Genomic DNA, 18,741 nt, shown 5'->3' on the forward strand with positions numbered 1-18,741 from the left:
CGGCCCTCACACGACGTGGTCGGCCCGCATGCCGTCGATCTCGGTGGTGCGGTAGCCCAGTTCGGCGAGGATCGCCGCGGTGTGCTCGCCGACTGCGGGGACGGCGTCCATGCGCGGCACGGTGCCGGCGAGGTCCGCCGGCGGCAGGAGCGCCGACACCCTGTCCCCGGCGGGCAGCCGCACGTCCCGCCAGCGGTCCCGGCCGCTGAGCACCGGGTGCGCGAGGAACTCCGCGACGTCGTTGACCCCGGCGTTGGCGATGCGCGCCTGGTCCAGCAGCCTCATCGCCTCCTTGCTGTCCGACCTACGGAACCGCTCGGCCACGATCGCGTTCAGCTCGTCGCGGTGGGCCACGCGGTCGGAGCCGGTGGCGAAGCGCGGATCCGCGACGAGGCCGGGGCGCTCCAGGAACTGTTCGCACAGGGCGGCCCATTCGCGCTCGTTCTGGATGGAGAACAGGACGTCCTTGCCGTCGGCCGCGGTATAGGCGCCGTACGGGGCGATGGTGGCGTGCTGGGTGCCGATCCGCGGGGGCTGGGTTCCGCCGTACGAGGTGTAGTACGCGGGCTGGCTCATCCACTCGGCCAGCGCCTCGAACAGCGAGACCTCCACGGCGCGCGCCACGCCCCTGGTCGCGCGGGTGAACAGCGCGGTGAGGATGCCCGAGTAGGCGTACATACCGGCGGCGATGTCGGCGACCGACACCCCCACCCGGGCCGGCTCCCGCGCGCTCCCGGTCAGTGAGACCAGGCCCGTCTGACACTGCACGAGCAGGTCGTACGCCTTCCGGTCGGCCCATGGCCCGGTGGATCCGTAGCCGGAGACGGAGCACGGGATCAGCGACGGGAAGCGCTCCGCCAGGGACTCGGCGTCCAGGCCCATCCTGGCGGCCGCGCCCGGCGCCAGGTTCTGCACGAAGACGTCCGCCCGGGCGAGCAGGCGTTCCAGGACGTCCCGCCCCCGGTCCGACTTGAGGTCGAGCGTGAGGGACTCCTTCGACCGGTTGAGCCACACGAAGTAGCTCGACTCGCCCTTCACCGTGGTGTCGTACCGGCGGGCGAAGTCCCCCTCCCCGGGGCGCTCCACCTTGATGACCCGCGCACCGAGATCGGCCAGCTGGCGGGTGGCGAACGGGGCCGCCACCGCCTGCTCGACGCTGACGACGGTGATGCCGGAAAGCGGCAGTTCTTCGGTGGGTCCGGTCATACGGTGACCTCCAGGCTGGACGGGCGGCGGCGAGGCGGGGCGACATCGGTTCCGCTACGACTACGGCTTCGACTCCGACTCCGGTTTCGGTGCGCTGCGCGGTTCGGCTCCTGTGCGGTGTCCCGGCCGGGCCGGGTTCTTCCGTCGTACGGTGGGGGCTCGCGTGTACGGCAGTGCCCTCATGAAAGCGCATGCCACGTGAAGGGAACAGCAACTGCTGAGGGCAGATGGTGCTGGTGCCGTCCCCGCGGCCTCGAAAGGAACCCCGAGGAACTCCATGGCACCACCGGACAACGTCCCGCTGCTCACAGCTCGTATCCCGCACGCCACGGCGGAAGCGACGTTCGCAGGACTCACACGCGGGTCGGCACACCGGCATTGACGAGGATCTCGCGCACGGGCAGGGCGGTGCTCTGCGCGGCGGTCATGCCCGAGGCGGCCAGGTGGGCGTCCACGATGCGCAGTCCGACCGCGTACCCGGCGAAGTCCGGCAATCCCACGGGCTGTTGACCCATCCGGCGGGCCGTGGCATCGCCGAAGACGTACGGGGGCAGGTTCGGCATCCCGGCCACGTCGATCGCGGCCGTGACCTTCTCGTAGGCGCGGTCCAGCGCGGTGCCGGTCAGGCCCGTCGACCAAGGCCCCATGGCCTCCTCGCCGGCCAGCTCCCGTACGAAGGCCTCCGCCAATCCCTCGGCGGCCACCTGCTCCCCCACCGTGACGGTGGTCGGGTCCCAGGCCACGTTCGCGTAGCGCACATTGTGGTGGAGCTCGTGTGCCGCGGCATGGCCGATCTTCCGCAGGCTGGTGTCGGTGGGCCACATCGTCAGGTGGATCGCGCCGGGGATACCGCCCATGCCGAGATAGCCGGCACTGCGGACGACGAGCTGTTCGTCGTCGGGATCGCCGAGAACGAGGACGACATGGACGGTCTCGGCGTGCCTGATGCCGGGCACCGCACCATGGAGTCGCTCCCACCCGGCGGCGAGAGCAGCCTCGATCCGGGTCCACACATCCGCGTCCTGCATCCGGCGCAGTGCGGGCACGTACCGCGGGTCCTCACGGTCGACGGCGAAACCACAGCCCATCTCATGCATGCGGACCAGGTCCATCTCACCCGCCACGGACATCACGTTCTGGAGCGGGCGGTACATCTCCCGCAGGGCGTCGGGCCGTTCTTCCCGCGGTCGCCGCAGGAGATCGAGCATGGCGGACGCCGTGTCATGAACAACAATCTTCATGACTCGGGACCGTAGGTCTTCACGTTGCGTAAGAGTCAACCGCGTTGACGGGGCCGGAGCGGGCGCATCGGGAGTACGGCGGACGAGGCCGACGCCGTCCGCGCCCTCCCCTCGCCCACGCTCCGCTCGCTTCCCTTCCCCTCACCGGATCCCCGCCGGGCCGGTGGGGTGCACTTCGGTGTGCGCCATCAGCTGTACGGGGGCGTGGTCGCCGTCCTGGCATTCGGCCCACTCCCAGTAGTGGGCGCGAGGGCCGTTCTGGACGTAGCCCAGGCGTGCGAGCGCCTTGCCGCGTGCGGTGAGAGTGGGCACCTGCGGTCCGGGCAGTTCCGTGGCGGGCCACTCGTCGGCGGGGACGCCGTAGAGGACCACGGCGACCTCCCAGCGTGCGTCGTCGGCCAGCCAGGTCAGTTGTGCACGGGTGAGGTGACCGTGGGCGGTGGGCTCCGGTTGCGGGCCGGGCAGTTCGGCCTGCGGTTCGGTGACCTCGGTCTCCGGGGCGAGAGGACCGGTCTGGGGTACGGGAAATTCGGCGGTCACGGGCTCTCCTCACGTCAGGTGGCACGGTCACGACGGCCAACATCGGTCACGGCGGGCAGCGCCGCCACTCCGAGCGGCGCCGGCTCGCGCACCGGTGTTGTGGCCGGGAAGCGTGCCCGCCGCGCGCGCTCCGAATCCCCGAACCACTCGATCGGGCCGTGTTCCACTCCCCCGCTCCTCCCTCACCGATCGTGTCCCGCTGCCGCATGGGCCGCACCCCATCCGTGTGGCCGTGGCCTCGTGCGGTGTTCGCTGCGTGCCGTGCTTCCCTGCGCTTACCCAGCGCATCGGACCCGAAAGGGATTCACCCCGACAAAACCTGCCGGCTCCTCTCCTCCACCGCCTGCGCACGCGCACGAAACCGCAGGTGGCAGCCCTGGAACGGGTTCGTCCGCCGCAGGGAATCCGAGTCGCCTCCGTCCCTGATTCGGCCCCTCTCTAGATGCTGGCGCGTGTGACGTTCTGTTACCTGGGTAGGGCACGGTGACGAGCCGGGGTGGCGTCGCGGCGGCGGTCAACCTCGCGGAGCCGCCCCGGCCCGATAGTGCTGAGAGAAAGGAACCGACCGTCATGAAGAACATCTGGACGTACCCGGCAGACGTGGGCTACCAGGGGCACGAGCCGTTGACGGGGTTCACCGTGGAGACCCCCGACGGGACGTTGGGGCAAGTGGAGCGTCAGATGAACGAGCCGGGCCGGCAGCACCTCATCGTCGACACCAGCGTGTGGGTCTTCGGCAAGAGCCTCCTGGTCCCCGCCGGCATCGTGCGCGCCATCGACACGGCCTCCAGGACGGTCACGGTCACCCATGCCAGGGACGAGATCAAGGCCGCCCCCCGCTTCAGCTTCGACAGCCAGACCACCGAAGCGGCCTACCTCACCGAGGTCGACACGTACTACGCCGGGCTCGGCCAGCCCGCCGCCCTGTAAGTCCCACGGCCGAAGCCACCAGGCCCTGAGAAACCCCGGGCCGGGTGCTGTGCACACGACGCAACCCGCGTGCACAGCACCCGGCCCTTGTCGTGGCATCGCCCGTGCGAGCCTCCAGAGCGCGTTATTACCCGGCGTAACCTTCGCCACCGATAGCGAGATTCCCCCGAAGGCATCGCCCGACATTCTCCGCAACCTGGCTTTCTTTCCGCAATCCCTGGAACACCACCAGAGCGCGGCTTCGTGGAGCATCACGGACGGCATTCCAAGGCCCCGCTATCGCCGTTAATCCATCACGACGTCACCAGAAATGCGCAGGTCATGCCCTCTATCAAGAGAGGTTTACTTGCTCGCGGAAGAAAGGGATGGCGCCCGCATACCCCCATTCGAGTGAATCGCGCGGGACGTCAACGCAGAAACTCCCGGAGGGAAATTGTCTCCCATCAGAGCGCCAAATGGGTGACGCAATCGAGAAAAGATTTCCAAAATGTATTTGCCCGATTCCCACGCTAGCATCGAACGAAGGTTGTGATCTCTGACCGTCTCTCGTGTCGGGCGCAGACGACATCGGGACTGGACCTCCCGCCGACGGCCTCGCCGTCCGTGCCGACACCCCACCCACCGCTCGGTTCGCCCCCTCGGGCTGGCGCCGGAACAGGTAAAGGCGCTCGGTGCCAGGGCACTGGACGACGGCGGCCGGAACTTCCCGAGGGAGCACACATGACGGGAAAGTCGTTCGAAGCGATGCCCCCTGATCTGGGGGCCTCCCCCACGGTCCGGGGCGCGATCGCCGCCCCGGCGGCCGGAGTCGAGGGGGTTCTGGCCGCGGTGCTGGCCGATGTCGTGCGCGTCGGTGAGGTGTCGGCCGACAGCCACTTCTTCGACGACCTGGGCGCCGACTCGATGGTGATGGCGCAGTTCTGCGCGCGGGTCAGGAAGCACGCGGATCTGCCCTCCATATCGATGAAGGACGTCTACCGGCATCCGACGATCCGAAGCCTGGTGACGGCGCTCGCGGCCTCCGTGCCCGCCGCCCCCACTGCACCGCCGGCCTCCGCTCCCGCCGCCCCCGGTGAATCATCGGCCCCCGCACCGTCGGCTCCGACGGGCACGCCCCGCTACGTCCTGTGCGGAGCGCTGCAACTCCTGGCGTTCCTCGGGTACTCGTACCTCGTCGCGTTCGTGGCCGCCAGGGGCTACACCTGGATATCCGCCGGCTCCGGCCTGGGTGACGTGTACCTTCGGTCGGTACTGTTCGGCGCGGCGGGCTTCATGGGGCTGTGCGTCTTCCCGGTCCTGGTGAAGTGGGTCCTCATCGGCCGGTGGAAGCCGCGGCAGATCCGCGTCTGGAGCCTGGCGTACGTCCGTCTCTGGATCGTCAAGACGCTGGTCCGTTCCGACCCGATGGTCCTGTTCGTGGGTTCGCCGCTCTATGCGCTGTATCTCCGGGCGCTGGGCGCGAGGATCGGGCGGGGCGTCGTGATTCTCTCCAGGAACGTGCCCTTGTGCACGGATCTGCTCGCCGTCGGCGACGGCGCCCTGATCCGCAAGGACGTGTATTTCACCGGCTATCGGGCGCAGGACGGGGTGATCCGCACCGGCACGGTCACGCTGGGCAGGAACGCGGTCGTCTGCGAAGCCACCGTGCTCGACATCGACACCGCGCTGGGCGAGGCGGCCCAGCTCGGCCACGCCTCCTCGTTGCACAGCGGACAGGCGGTGCCCGACGGCGAGCGCTGGCACGGGTCACCGGCGCAACGCACCGATGTGGACTACCAGGCGGTGGGCCCGGTCGCGTGCGGTGCCGCGCGGCGGGTGCTGCACAGCCTCGTGCAGTTGCTGACCGTGCTCCTCGTGTACGTGCCGCTGGCGATCGGGGCCGTGGGTCTCCTGCTCGCGGTGGCGCCGCAGCTCGCCGCCGCTCTGGAGCCAGGGCCCTCGGCCCTGACGACCTGGACGTTCTACGCCGACGCCCTGGCGTTCTCGCTCGTCGTGTTCTTCGGTGCCCTTCCGCTCGGTCTCCTGCTGATGGTCACGGTGCCGCGTCTGCTGAACCGGACCATCACACCGGGCAGGGTCTATCCCCTGTACGGCTTCCACTACGGGGCGCACCGGGCGATCACGTTCCTGACCAACCGGCGGTCCCTGATGCGGCTGTTCGGTGACAGCTCCTGCGTCGTCCACTACCTGCGGTGCCTGGGGTACGACCTCTCGCGGATCGAGCAGACCGGGTCGAACTTCGGCACCGAGGTCAAGCACGAGACGCCGTACCTGAGTTCCGTCGGCAGCGGCACGATGGTCGCCGACGGGTTGTCGGTCAACAACGCCGACTACTCCAGCACGTCGTTCCGGGTCGCGCGGACGTCGATCGGGCCCCGCAACTTCCTCGGGAACCGGATCGCCTACCCGTCGCGGGGCAGGACGGGCGACAACTGCCTGCTCGCGACGAAGGTGATGGTCCCCGTCGACGGGGAGGTCCGGGAGGGTGTGGGGCTGCTGGGCTCGCCCAGTTTCGAGATTCCGCGGTCGGTGCGGCGCGACAGCAGCTTCGACGGGCTGAAGAGCGAGGAGCAGCTGCGTCACCGCCTGCCCGCCAAGAACAGGCACAATGTCGTCACCATGGGCTGGTACCTGCTGGTCCGCTGGATCTACTTCTTCCTGGTCACCCTGCTCGTCTCGGCCGCCGCCGACCTCTACGCCCCGTTCGGCGCGGCGGCGATCGCGCTGGCCAACGTCCTGGTCGTGCTGTTCACGGCCGTGTACTACGTGCTGGTCGAGCGCGCCGTCACGGCCTGCCACCCCACGGGCCCGCTGTTCTGCTCGATCTACGACCAGCGCTTCTGGCAGCGGGAACGCTTCTGGAAGGTGCCGTCGGAGACGTATCTGCGGCTGTTCGACGGCACTCCGTTCAAGAGCCTGATCTGGCGGATGCTGGGGGTCCGCACCGGCCGCCGGGTCTTCGACGACGGCTGCTATCTGACCGAGCGGACGATGGTGACCCTCGGGGACGGCTGCACGCTCAACACGGGGAGCGTCGTCCAGTGCCATTCGCAGGAGGACGGCGCCTTCAAGTCCGACCGCAGCACGGTCGGTCCCGGAGCGACGCTGGGGGTCGGCGCCTTCGTGCACTACGGGGTGGCGATCGGCGACGGCGCCGTGCTCGCCCCCGACTCCTTCCTCATGAAGGGCGAAGTCCTCCCGCCGCGTGCGCGGTGGGGAGGAAATCCGGCCCGGCAGATCGGCCGGGGCGACGGCGGGGAGTGGAGGTAGCGCGATGACCACGCCTCTGAAGCACGATGTGGGCCCGCGCCACGAGGTGGCCGCCGCGGGCGGGTTCGCCACGGTGCCGCGCTGGACCCGTACCCCGGTTCCGGGTACCGCCGTATACGAGGCGGGGCTGCCCGAGGATCTGCTGCCGGCGCTGGAGCGGTGGGCACGGGAGTGGGGCGTCGCGCGCGACTCGGTGCTGCTGGCCGCGCATGCCAAGGTGCTCGGCGCGCTGAGCGGTGAGCAGAGCGTCGCGACCCGATACGTCCCGGTGGCGGGTGGCGGTCCGGTGCCCTGCCGGCTGTCGGCCGCGGGCGAGTCGTGGCGGTCGCTGGTGCGTGACACGCATCAGGCCGTCTCCCGGCTTACGGCGCGGCCGGGCTCCCCGGGCGACGGCCCCGGGGACGCCGCGGAGCCGTCCGCTCCGTTGCCCGAGACGGCGTTCGACCCGACCGGTGCCGGAGGCGCGGCCGAGGGCGCGGTGCTGCGGGTGGCGGTGGTGCGCCAGGACGGCGCGGACCTGCTGCGGCTGCAGTACCGGACCGAGGTGCTCGACGAGGCCGCCGCCGCCAGGATCGCCGGATACCACCTCACCGCGCTCACCCTGCTCGCCGCCGGCCCGGAGGCGGCGCACGGGCGGCAGAGTCTGCTGTCCACCGAGGAACTGCGCTTCCAGCTCGCAGCGCTCGCCGGCCCGCACCGGGCGCTGCCGGAGTACCGGTTCCACGAGCTGTTCGAGCAGCGTGTACGGGCGCACCCGGACGCCGTCGCGGCCGTGCACGGCGACCGGCGGTGGACGTACGGGGAGCTCAACGCCCGCGCCAACCGGCTGGCCCACGCCCTGCGGGCCGCCGGACTGCGTCGGCAGGACGTGGTCGCGGTGGTGACCGCACGCACTCTGGACTGGCCGGCGGCCGTCCTCGCGGTCTTCAAGGCCGGAGGCACGTACCTGCCCGTCGAACCGCACTTCCCCGCCGACCGGATCGCCGCGATGCTCTCCCGTGCCTCGTGCGGGCTGGTGCTGACCGAACCCGGCAGCACGGCCACCCTCGACCAGGCCCTGGAGTCGCTGCCCGGGGTCCGGCGGCTCTTCATCGACGCGGCGTGCGAGGGAAGCCCGGACGAGAGCGACCCCGGCGTGCCCGTCGCCCCGGACGACCTCGCGTACGTCTTCTTCACGTCCGGCTCCACCGGTGAGCCCAAGGGCGCGATGTGCGAGCACGAGGGCATGCTCAACCACCTCTACGCCAAGATCGACGACTTGGAGATCGGTGAGGGGCAGGTCGTCGCCCAGACCGCGCCGCAGTGCTTCGACATCTCCCTGTGGCAGCTGCTGTCCGCGCTGCTGGTCGGCGGGCGGACGCTGCTGGTCGAGCAGGAGGCCGTCCTGGACGTCGGGCGGTTCCTCGACACCATCGACGGTGGCCGGGCCGACGTGCTCCAGGTGGTGCCGTCCTACCTCGACGTCGTGCTGTCCTTCCTGGAGCAGCACCCCCGCGAACTGCCTACCCTGCGCTGTGTGTCGGTCACCGGCGAGGCGCTGAAGAAGGAGCTCGTCGAGCGCTGGTTCGCGGCCGCGCCCCGGATCAGGCTGGTCAACGCCTACGGGTTGACCGAGACCTCCGACGACACCAATCACGAGGTCATGGACCGGGTCCCGGACGGCGAACGGATCCCGCTCGGCCGTCCCGTCAACAACGTGCGCCTCTACCTGGTGGACGCGCATCTGTCCCCGGTGCCGCTCGGTGCCCCCGGCGAGATCGTCTTCTCCGGGGTGTGCGTCGGCCGCGGATACGTCAACGACCCGGAGCGCACCCGGCTGGCCTTCACCACGGATCCGTACCGTCCGGGCAGCCGGCTCTACCGGTCCGGCGACTACGGCCGGTGGCGGCCGGACGGAAAGCTGGAGTTCCTCGGCCGCCGGGACACCCAGGTCAAGATCCGTGGCTTCCGGATCGAGACCGGCGAGATCGAGAACACCCTGCTGCGGGTGCCCGGGGTCCGTGACGGTGCCGTCGTGGTCTCCCAACAGGCCGGCCGGGGGCAGCGGCTGGTGGCCTTCTACTCCGGTCCTCGCCCGCTGGAGGCGGGTGCGCTGCAGGACCGGCTGGGCCGGTCGCTGCCCGCGTACATGGTCCCGTCGGCCTTCCACTGGCGGGAGAGCCTCCCGCTGACGGCCAACGGAAAGGTCGACAAGAAGGCGCTGGCCGCTCTCGCCGACGCGGACGACCCCGCCGAGGACGACCGCCGCCCGCCCGGCACACCGGCCGAAGAGCGGCTCGCCGCCGCCTGGGCCGAGGTCCTCGGGATTCCGCCGGACCGGATCGGCGGCCAGGACGACTTCTTCGCGCTCGGCGGCACCTCGCTCTCGGCCGTCAAGGTCGCGATCCGCCTGGAGCGGGTGGTCTCCCCCAGGGACCTGGCCCAGCATCCGGTCCTCGCCGACCTGGCCCGGCTCGTCGAGAGCCGCACCGCGGCCGGCTCCGCGCCGCCGCCGACGCGGCCCGAGGGGCGCGCCCCGGTGCACGACACCGGCCGGGCCCCCGCCGCAGCAGACCGAGCCGACGCCGACCGAAAGGACACCACGATGGCTTCCTCCCTCCCGACCTCACTGCCCGGCCTGGAGTCCCCGGCCGGCCGGACACCGATGCTGCGGCTCGACGCCGCCGTCGACGCGGCGGACTGGGTGGCCGAACACCGGGACGCGCTGCGCGCCGCCGTCGTCGAACACGGTGCGCTCCTCGTCCGCGGTCTCGGCCTCCGGCACCCGGACGAGGTCGGCGCGGTCCGTCAGCGGATGGGCCTGCTTCCGGTGACGGAGAAGGAGTCCTTCGCTCCCCGGAAGACCCACTCCGAGGGCGTCTACTCCTCGTCCGCCTGGCCGCCGAACCAGCCGATGTGCATGCACCACGAACTGAGCTACACGCTGGAGTTCCCCGGCCTGATGCTGTTCGCCTGCCTCGGCGCCCCCGGTGAGGGAGGAGCCACCGGCGTCGCGGACTCCGCGGCGGTGCTCGACGCGCTGCCGCCGGGGCTCATCGAGCGGTTCGAGCGGGAGGGCTGGCTGCTGGACCGCAGCTACCACGACGAGATCGGCGCCTCCTTGTCGGAGGCGTTCGGCACCGACGACCGCGGCGCCATCGAGGACTACTGCCGTTCTCACGCCATTCAGTTCACCTGGCAGCCCGACGGCGGACTGCGCACCCGCCAGCGCCGCAGCGCCGTGGTGCGCCACCCCGTCAGCGGGCGGCGCTGCTGGTTCAACCAGATCGCGTTCCTCAACGAGTGGACGATGGCACCCGAGGTGCGCGAGTACCTCATCGACGAGTACGGCGCCGACGGGCTGCCGTTCAACACCCGTTACGGCAACGGCGACCCCCTCACCGAGGACACCGTCCAGCTGCTCAGCAAGGTCTACGACGCACACACCGTGCGCCGCCCCTGGCAGGCCGGTGACCTGCTGCTCGTCGACAACGTCCGCACCGCACACAGCAGGGAGCCCTTCGCAGGACCACGGGAGGTGGTGGTGGCGATGGCCGAGCCGCTGCGCCTGGCCGACTGCTCACCGACCATCGAGGTGACCGTCCCGTGAACACCGTCCGCTCCAGCGCAACGGAGTCCGCCATGACCGAATCGCCGCTCACCGTGCCCCCGTTCGCGGTGATCTCAGGAGCCCGGGTCCGCGCCGCCCTGCACGGACGCGAGAAGCACCTCGTGGCCGTGGTCGAGGAGACCTACCGGCTGCACGGCGCCGGGGACTCGGTGAACCCGCCGTCCTCGTTCCTCCGGTTCCCCGACCGCCCCGCGTCGCGGATGATCTCGCTGCCCGCCTCCATCGGCGGGGAGGCGCGGGTGGACGGGCTGAAGTGGATCTCCAGCTTCCCGGAGAACGTGGCGTCCGGCCTGCCCCGGGCATCCGCGGTGCTGATCCTCAACGACCCGGCCACCGGCTACCCGTTCGCCTGCCTGGAGAGCTCGATCATCAGCGCCACCAGGACCGCCGCGTCGGCGGCGTCGGCGGCCGACTGGCTCAGCCGCGGCCGCCCGCGGCCGGTGCGCGTCGGATTCTTCGGTGCGGGCCTGATCGCCCGCTACATCCACACGTTCCTGGAGGGCACCGGCTGGTCGTTCGACGAGATCGGCGTGCACGACCTGTCCGCGGACAGCGCGGCCGGCTTCCGCCGGTACCTGGAGCAGTCCGGCACCGCGGGCCGGATCATCGTGCACCGCAGCGCCGAGGAGCTGATCCGTCAGAGCGATCTGGTGGTCTTCGCCACCATCGCCGGTGAGCCGCATGTCGACGACCCCTCCTGGTTCGCCCACAACCCGGTGGTCCTGCACATCTCGCTGCGCGACCTCGCGCCGCGGATCCTGCTGGCCTCCACCAACATCGTCGACGACGTCGAGCACTGCCTCCACGCCGCCACGTCGCCGCACCTGACCGAACAGCTCACGGGCAACCGGGACTTCCTGCACGGCACGCTGGACGACGTGATGCGCGGACGGGTGACGATCCCGGCGGACCGGCCGGCCGTCTTCTCCCCGTTCGGCCTCGGAGTGCTCGACCTCGCGGTCGGCAAGTACGTCTACGACGAGGTCGCCCGCTCGAGACAACTGCAGGTCATCGATGACTTCTTCCACGAACTGCGCCGGTACGGATGAGCCCGGCCCCGGATAGGTGAGGAGCCCGCCACTGCCGTCGGATGGATATTCCGAGGGTGCTCTGCTCCAGAGGAGGGACCCATCATGCCAGTCATCACCGTTCCCTACGCCTTCAACGAGGAAGAGCTCTACGTCGACCTCGAGGCGATCTTCGGGCAGTCACTGTTCCTCAAGTGCGAGGGCCTCAACTTCGCCGGGTCGATCAAACTGAAGGCCGCAACAGAAATGGTGGAGGCAGCCGAGCGGGAGGGCGCCCTGACTCCGGAATCGGTCCTGGTCGAGTCCTCGTCCGGCAACCTGGGCGTGGCACTGAGCATGATCGCGGCGAGCAAGGGCTACCGGTTCCTGTGCGTGACGGACTCCCGCTGCAACCTGTCGACCCGGCTGATGATGGAGGCGCTGGGCAGCCAGGTGCACGTCGTGGCCGCCGACGAGGCGAGCGGCGGCTTCCTCGGCGCGCGGCTCGACTACGTCCGCGATCTGTGCGCCTCCGACGACCGCTGGGTGTGGCTGAGCCAGTACACCAACCCGGGCAACTGGCAGGCCCACTACCGCAGGACGGCACCGGCGATCGCCCGCTGGTTCCCGCGCCTGGACGTGCTGTTCATCGGGGCCGGCACCACCGGCACCCTGATGGGCTGTGCGCGTTACTTCCGCGAGTGGCACCGGCCGGTGCAGATCATCGCGGTGGACAGCGTGGGTTCGGTGACCTTCGGCGGCGCACCGGGGCGCCGCATGATCCCCGGCCTGGGCATGAGCGTCCATCCCCCGCTGCTCGACGAGTCCTTCGTGGACGAGGCGGTACGCGTCGAGGAGGCGGACACGGTCCGCGCCTGCCACCAACTGGCCCGGCACGGCTTCCTCTTCGGCGGCTCGACGGGCACTGTCGTCAGCGGCGCGATGGACTGGCTGTCCCGGCACGACACCCGCGGCCTCACCGCCGTGGCCATCGCCCCTGACCTGGGCGAGCGCTACCTCGACACCATCTACCAGGCCAACTGGGTGCAGGACCTGTACGGCGAGGAACTGCTCGGCTCCGACGGGGCCTTGGACGGGCCCGCCCCGGTATGCCCGCTGCCCGCTCCCCCGGAAGCCCGCCCGGCGCCGCCGAGGCGTTCACCCGACCCCCAGCCGCGCGAGGAGCGCAAGGAGCAGGCGGGCGATATCTGAGGCGGGCCTTGGTTGCGTCGGACGCGGGCTTCGGCTCCGTCTGGCGCGGGCTTCGGCTCCGTCCGACGTCGGCCTCGGCTGCGTCTCCCTGGCCCTGCGTTCTCTCCCGCCTCCGCTGACCGTCGGCCGCCTGGCCGTGCGGTCGGCGGGGGCGGGGCATGCAGGGGCAGGGACAGGGAGGAGATGGGGTGGGGTGGAGTGGGGCGGGGTGGCGCGGGCCGTCGGCCACAAAAGCTACTTGTTTGCATTAGGCGTCATCATCCCCTACCCTTTCATTAACGCAAAGTCTTTGCTTTAGACGGAGATGCCGGTTCCACTTGACCATGGACCGCCGCACACACCGGCCCCCTCATCCCTCATCCCTCATCCCTCATCCCTACTCCGCACACCGCACACCGCACACCGCACACCGCACACCGCAAGGACACTCCATGACATCCGTCGAACTCACCGCCGGGGACGTCGCTCGGTGGGCGCTGCACGCCGGGCTCCCGCTGCCGGACGAGCGCCATACCGACGTGGCCGCCACCGCGAACTACATCCACACCGTCATCAGCACTCTGCGCGAACTGGACTTCGGAGAGACCCCGCCCGCCGCGGCCTACAGCATCGAAGGGGTGGCGGCCGATGCAGCCGTTTGAGCTGACTCTTGCCGAAGCGGCCACGGCCCTGGAGGAGCGGACGCTCTCCCCGGTGGAGCTGACCGAGTCCGTCCTCGAACGCATCGGCGCCGTCGACGAACGGCTGGGGGCCTATGTCACCGTGGCCGGCGAGACGGCGCGCAACTCGGCCGCGCGGGCGGAACGCGAGATCGCGGACGGCAGGTACCGCGGCCCGCTGCACGGCATCCCGTTCGGGCTGAAGGACATGATCGATGTCGCCGGAATGCCGACCACGGCCAGCTCCCGCGTCAGGGCCGGCCACCTCGCGCAGACGGACAGCACCGTGGCGCGGCAACTGTCCGCAGCAGGCGGGGTCCTGCTGGGGAAGACGCACACGCACGAGTTCGCCTACGGGCTGACAACACCTCAGACCCGCAACGCCTGGTCCCAGGAGCACGTGGCGGGCGGATCGAGTGGTGGTTCGGCGGTCGCCGTGGCCGCCGGCGAGGCCACCTTCGCCCTGGGGACGGACACCGGCGGCTCGATCCGCGTACCCGCGGCACTCAACGGGACGGTCGGCCTCAAGCCGACCTACGGCCTCGTCTCCCGGCACGGCGTGACCGCACTGTCCTGGTCGCTGGACCACGTCGGCCCCCTCACCCGCACGGTCCGGGACGCGGCCCTCGTCCTCTCCGCACTGGTGGGCCACGACCCCCAGGACCCGGCGAGCCTCCGCGCGGTGCCGTCCGCCTGCCCGCTGCCGCCGGACGGTGGCGACATGACGGGCCTGCGCATCGGAGTACCCGTCAACTACTACTTCGACCGAGTCGCCCCCGAGGTCGAAGCCGCCGTGCGCGAGGCGCTCACACAGATGACGGACATGGGAGCCGAACTCGTCGAGGTCGAGATCCCGATGACGCGCTACATCCAGCCGACCCACTGGGGCCTGATGGTCCCCGAGGCGACCGCCTACCACGAACGCACGCTGCGGTCCGTACCGGAGCTCTACGGCCCCGACGTACGGATTCTCCTGGAGGCCGGCGAGCTGGTCTCGGCGGGCGACTATCTGCGCGCCCAGCGCTCCCGCACCCTCATGCGTCAGGCGTGGCTGCGCCTCTTCGACGGCATCGATGTACTCGCGGCGCCCACCGTGCCGATAACCGCCGCCAAGACGGACCAGCAGACCGTCCAATGGCCCGACGGCACCACGGAAGGCGTCCCCGACGCCTATGTCCGCCTCTCTGCCCCGGCGAACATCACCGGTCTGCCGGCCCTGAGCCTGTCGGCCGGACGCGATCGTGCGGGCCTGCCCATCGGGTTGCAGCTGATAGGGCGCCCGCTGGCGGAAGCGACCCTGCTGCGCACGGGCCACGCGTACGAGTGCGCCCGGGGCGTGGTCGACCGGGGGTCTGCCGTGGCAGGAGCCTGACGACCGTACCGAGGCCCAGGCCCAAGCCCCGGTCCAGGCCCAGGCCCAGGCCGGGATTGCCGCAGGCCCGGGACGGTCCGGGGCAATTGCGTTGTCGCTCCGGTGGGGCTGAGGGAGCATTCCGGTCATGGGAAAGCCTGCTGAGACCCTTCGCTTCGACCAGGTCGAGCTGCGCCGTTGGCGTGGCACCGACATCGAGGCCCTCGACCGACTGATCACCGAGTCACGCGCTCATCTGCTGCCGTGGATGCCCTTTGCGGCCACCCATGACCGGAAGCAGGGAGAGGGGTTCCTGACCCGGTGCAAGGAGGAGTGGGAGTCGGAGCAGGCCTACCACTACGCGATCGTCTCAGCTGAAGAGGTGATCGGCAGCTGCGGGCTGATGCGCCGGATCGGGCCGGGAGGGCTGGACATCGGGTATTGGCTCCACCCCGCGTCAACGGGCAAGGGGCTGGCCACCATGGCGGCGTCCGCTCTGGTGCAGGAGGGACGGCAGCTGCCGGGCATCGACCGCATCGAGATCCACCACGACGAGGCCAACCCCGCCAGTGGCGCCGTCGCCCGCCGATTGGGCTTCACCGAGTTCGAGCGCGTACCGCTGCCGCAAGGAGCGGAGGCCCCGGGTGAGTCGGGCATCGACGTGCGATGGCGCCTCCAGATACGGACCGGGAGGACCGACCCGGTGCACGGATCGCCGTAACTGCCCTGCGCCGGAGCACTGGTGGAGGAGCGGAGGCGCCGGTGGGGAGGTGCTGGTGCGGAGGTGCGGGAGGGGGAGGTGCGGGGGGGGGGAGGCGACCTGCACCCGCTGGTTGGGCGGGGCTGCGCAGGGTCGTTCTGCGGCTCGCCTCCTCGGGATCGACCGTCGGCGAGTGTCGGCGCGCCGTGTCCGTGAGTGATCACCGGCGGGCCGGGGCCGACGTTAGTGTTCCGGTGTTCCAGTGTTCGGGCAGGGCAGGACGAGGAGAGCCGCTGATGGAGTTCCTGGTCGACATGGTGACCACCGTTCCGGAGGGCACGTCCGAGGAGGCCGTGGCGGAGATCCGGAGCCGGGAGGCGGTGCGGTCACGGCAATTGACCGCGCAGGGGAGCCTGCTCCGGCTGTGGCGTCCCCCGCTCGCTCCCGGTGAATGGCGCACATGGGGACTCTTCCGGGCGGACGACGCCGAGCAGTTGGAGCAGGTGCTCACTTCGATGCCGCTGCGGGTGTGGCGCCACGACACGGTGACGCCGCTGTCACCGCACCCGAATGACCCGGGCCCGGACGCGGTTGTCCCGGCGGTGCGTATCGCCGCGCCCCTTGACCATGACGCCGTCCTGCGCCGCGTCCTCGACGGTTGGAAGGCTGCCGTCGACGCGCATGAACCGCAGCGGGTCGCCTCTCACTTCACCGAGGACGCGATCTTCCAAGGGCTGCGCCCGTACAGCGTCGGGCGGCAGGGCGTCGCCGACTACTACGACTCCCAGCCGCTCGGGATGACGGCCGAGTACCGGATTCTCGAAGCCCGGCAGCTCGCCGACGGCCTCGTGCTCGGCTACCTGAGCGTCGACTTCGCGTTCACCGACAGAGCCACGATCGTCGTCAACCTGAGCGTGCTGGTGAAGGACACGAAGGAGGGCTGGCGCATCAGCCACTACCAGGTCTCCCGTCTCGCACCGGCCGCCTAGCCAGGACCACCGGAGACCGATGCGGTGCGCGCTCTGCCAGGGACGCTCCTGGTCATACGGGGCGGGTGCTTGCTCAGACGACCAGTTGTCCGATGCCCAGCAGGTTTCCCTCGCTGTCGCGGAACCAGGCACCGCGCTCACCCCGTGCTCCCTTGCTGGGGTAGTTGCCCTCGATCTCCGCGATGCCGTCGCTGGTGTGCCCGCCGCCCAACAGCCCCGGCAGCCCGACCTCCTCGAACACGACGCCCCGCCCCTTGAGCGTCGCGACGACGGCCTCGATGTCGTCGGCCTCCCAGGCCATCTGGGTGAAGGTGCCGGATGACGCGCCGGTCGACCGGAACACCACGAACTCCGCGCCACCGCACCGGTACAGCAGCCCAGCGGGCCGCTCGTCGACGGGCTCCAGCCCGAGTTGCCGGGAGTAGAAGCGCCGTGCCCGGTCCAGGTCCTGGGCCGGCAGTCTGGTCGCCACGCGCGCGCCGGACAGAATGTCCCTCTCGTCTGCGTTCATGACTCCACTGTGCCCCGTGCTGCTGCCGGAAGGGCGGAGGCGCCGACTGCCCATCCGATCCACGGCGCCATGCAGCAAGTTGACGCGGTGCTCCCGCGGTTCGCCGCACCGAGCAGGCCGCGCCTCCTCTGGGTGGGTGAAGTCGCCCACGAGCCCCGTGTCCACCGCCTCCCCGGGCCGTTTGTGAAAGCGTGATCTCCACTCGACGTATCTACACCGCGCTTGTCCTGACCGCGGGCGCCAGCGCCCTCGCGATGTCGTCCGCCTCGGCCGTGCCCGTGGCCCCACCCGCCCAGTCGGCCCCGCAGGGGCTGTCCGTGCTCAGTCCGCTCGACAGTCTCGGCGTCGCGGCCATCCCCGCCAACTACCAGGGACAGCTGCCGACGGTCACCGGTCAACTCCAGCACCTCCGTGACCTCGGCCAACTGCACCAGGTGACCGACATGGCCGCCCCGGTCACGGGCCTGCTGCCGGTCGGGTCCTAGTCCTGCCTCCTTCGCACGGCTCGCGGCCGGGCGGAAGGCGGCCGTTGCCGCGTTCCACCGGCCTGACGAGGGTGCGTCGCCGACCGTTCCCCTGGGTCCGCGTCAGTGCGCGGATGCCAGGGGATCGCTCTGTCGGAGCACTGTCACGGTCCCCGGCCCACCGATCGCTCCAGCCCACGCCCAGCGACAGCCGCAGCCGCAGCCGCAGCCGCACAAGAACGTCAGCCGTCGGTGACCATCCACCGGACACGGAGGTCACACCCCGGGGCTCGGCTGATTCAATGGTCGCCGAGGTGAGAGACATGGTGTCGACCGACCGACTGCTGGCGTTCGCGGCGATGGCGTTGCTGGTGATCGTGATCCCGGGCCCGAGTGTGCTGTTCGTGATCGGCCGTGCTCTGGCACACGGCCGCCGCACCGCGCTGGCGACGGTACTGGGCAATGTGCTGGGCTCGTATCTGCTGGTGGCCGCGGTCGCCTTCGGCCTCGGCTCGCTGGTCGAGCAGTCCGCCGCCGTCTTCCTCGCCGTGAAGCTGGCCGGCGCGGCCTACCTCGTCTTCCTCGGGGTCCAGGCGTTCCGGCACCGCAAGGACATGAAGGTGGGTGCGGTGGACCGGCCCGCACAGCCCGCCCGCGGCGACCTGCGGACGATCGCCGACGGCACCCTGGTGGGCATCACCAACCCCAAGGGCATCGTGTTCTTCGCCGCCGTGCTTCCCCAGTTCGTGGACCACGCGGCCGGCCGGGTGCCCGTCCAGATGCTCGTTCTGGGCCTGGTGCCGATCGGCATCGGCCTGATCACGGACACCGTGTGGGGGCTGACGGCCTCGGCGGCCCGCAACTGGTTCGCGCGCTCCGAGCGCCGGCTGTCGATGATCGGCGGCGCGGGCGGCTTCGCGATGATCGGTCTGGGCGTGACGGTGGCAGCCACCGGCCGCGCGGACTGACCGCGGCTCGCCCCAGACCATTCGCCCCGGCCAAGAGCCCTCCCTGTCGCCCCGAGCCCGTTCGCCGCCGCCGGCCCGTTGGC

General features: G+C 70.7%; 15 protein-coding genes and 1 pseudogene. 12 read left to right on the forward strand and 4 right to left on the reverse strand.

The window, feature by feature from the left end; all coding sequences use genetic code 11:
• Positions 1-6: 6 nt before the first annotated feature.
• The 3 genes from K7396_RS00935 to K7396_RS00945 all read right to left on the reverse strand — a co-directional run bounded on the left by K7396_RS00935 (position 7) and on the right by K7396_RS00945 (position 2,987).
• Positions 7-1,206, reverse strand: a complete 1,200-nt coding sequence (locus K7396_RS00935) for a CaiB/BaiF CoA transferase family protein (protein ID WP_086716931.1) — start codon at positions 1,204-1,206, stop codon at positions 7-9.
• Positions 1,207-1,559: 353 nt separating this feature from the next.
• Entirely contained in the window at positions 1,560-2,447 is an 888-nt protein-coding gene (locus K7396_RS00940) for a DUF2268 domain-containing protein (protein WP_086716932.1), read from the reverse strand.
• Between the two features lie 141 nt (positions 2,448-2,588).
• On the reverse strand, positions 2,589-2,987 hold the full coding sequence (locus K7396_RS00945; RefSeq protein ID WP_086716933.1) for a DUF6303 family protein: 399 nt from the start codon (positions 2,985-2,987) through the stop codon (positions 2,589-2,591).
• 570 nt (positions 2,988-3,557) lie between these two features.
• Between K7396_RS00945 and K7396_RS00950 the strand changes: the two genes are divergently transcribed.
• The 10 genes and pseudogenes from K7396_RS00950 to K7396_RS00995 all read left to right on the forward strand — a co-directional run bounded on the left by K7396_RS00950 (position 3,558) and on the right by K7396_RS00995 (position 16,715).
• On the forward strand, positions 3,558-3,917 hold the full coding sequence (locus tag K7396_RS00950; RefSeq protein WP_086716934.1) for a hypothetical protein: 360 nt from the start codon (positions 3,558-3,560) through the stop codon (positions 3,915-3,917).
• A gap of 720 nt (positions 3,918-4,637) precedes the next feature.
• On the forward strand, positions 4,638-7,187 hold the full coding sequence (locus K7396_RS00955) for a Pls/PosA family non-ribosomal peptide synthetase (protein WP_174886818.1): 2,550 nt from the start codon (positions 4,638-4,640) through the stop codon (positions 7,185-7,187).
• Positions 7,188-7,191: 4 nt separating this feature from the next.
• Positions 7,192-10,776, forward strand: a complete 3,585-nt coding sequence (locus K7396_RS00960) for an amino acid adenylation domain-containing protein (protein ID WP_086716935.1) — start codon at positions 7,192-7,194, stop codon at positions 10,774-10,776.
• Positions 10,777-10,808: 32 nt separating this feature from the next.
• Entirely contained in the window at positions 10,809-11,846 is a 1,038-nt protein-coding gene (gene sbnB, locus K7396_RS00965; RefSeq protein ID WP_174886817.1) for a 2,3-diaminopropionate biosynthesis protein SbnB, read from the forward strand.
• An 84-nt stretch (positions 11,847-11,930) separates the two neighbouring features.
• Positions 11,931-13,016 (forward strand): 2,3-diaminopropionate biosynthesis protein SbnA, encoded by a 1,086-nt coding sequence (gene sbnA / locus K7396_RS00970; protein ID WP_086716937.1) that lies wholly within the window; start codon positions 11,931-11,933, stop codon positions 13,014-13,016.
• Between the two features lie 431 nt (positions 13,017-13,447).
• Positions 13,448-13,657: a hypothetical protein gene (locus K7396_RS00975; RefSeq protein WP_086721968.1), complete on the forward strand. Its 210-nt coding sequence runs from the start codon at positions 13,448-13,450 to the stop codon at positions 13,655-13,657.
• A complete protein-coding gene (locus K7396_RS00980) occupies positions 13,644-15,047 on the forward strand; it encodes an amidase (RefSeq protein WP_086721967.1) in 1,404 nt (467 codons plus the stop codon). Before K7396_RS00975 ends, K7396_RS00980 begins: the two co-directional genes overlap by 14 nt.
• A gap of 127 nt (positions 15,048-15,174) precedes the next feature.
• Positions 15,175-15,747 carry a GNAT family N-acetyltransferase gene (locus K7396_RS00985; protein ID WP_086721966.1) on the forward strand — a complete coding sequence of 191 codons (573 nt, stop codon included), beginning with the start codon at positions 15,175-15,177 and terminating at the stop codon, positions 15,745-15,747.
• Positions 15,748-16,022: 275 nt separating this feature from the next.
• Positions 16,023-16,289 (forward strand): annotated as a pseudogene (locus tag K7396_RS00990) (muconolactone Delta-isomerase family protein); the annotation flags it as partial.
• Between the two features lie 45 nt (positions 16,290-16,334).
• Positions 16,335-16,715: a YybH family protein gene (locus K7396_RS00995; protein WP_223660349.1), complete on the forward strand. Its 381-nt coding sequence runs from the start codon at positions 16,335-16,337 to the stop codon at positions 16,713-16,715.
• Positions 16,716-16,788: 73 nt separating this feature from the next.
• On the opposite strand, the gene K7396_RS01000 is transcribed toward K7396_RS00995, so the two are convergent.
• Positions 16,789-17,226 (reverse strand): VOC family protein, encoded by a 438-nt coding sequence (locus K7396_RS01000; RefSeq protein WP_086721567.1) that lies wholly within the window; start codon positions 17,224-17,226, stop codon positions 16,789-16,791.
• A gap of 191 nt (positions 17,227-17,417) precedes the next feature.
• Here K7396_RS01000 and K7396_RS01005 point away from each other — a divergent pair, with 191 nt between their 5' ends.
• Entirely contained in the window at positions 17,418-17,711 is a 294-nt protein-coding gene (locus K7396_RS01005) for a hypothetical protein (protein WP_086721566.1), read from the forward strand.
• Between the two features lie 302 nt (positions 17,712-18,013).
• Positions 18,014-18,658, forward strand: a complete 645-nt coding sequence (locus tag K7396_RS01010; protein ID WP_152104248.1) for a LysE family translocator — start codon at positions 18,014-18,016, stop codon at positions 18,656-18,658.
• The last annotated feature ends 83 nt before the right edge of the window (positions 18,659-18,741 follow it).

This window comes from Streptomyces angustmyceticus (assembly GCF_019933235.1).
GTDB lineage: Bacteria > Actinomycetota > Actinomycetes > Streptomycetales > Streptomycetaceae > Streptomyces > Streptomyces angustmyceticus.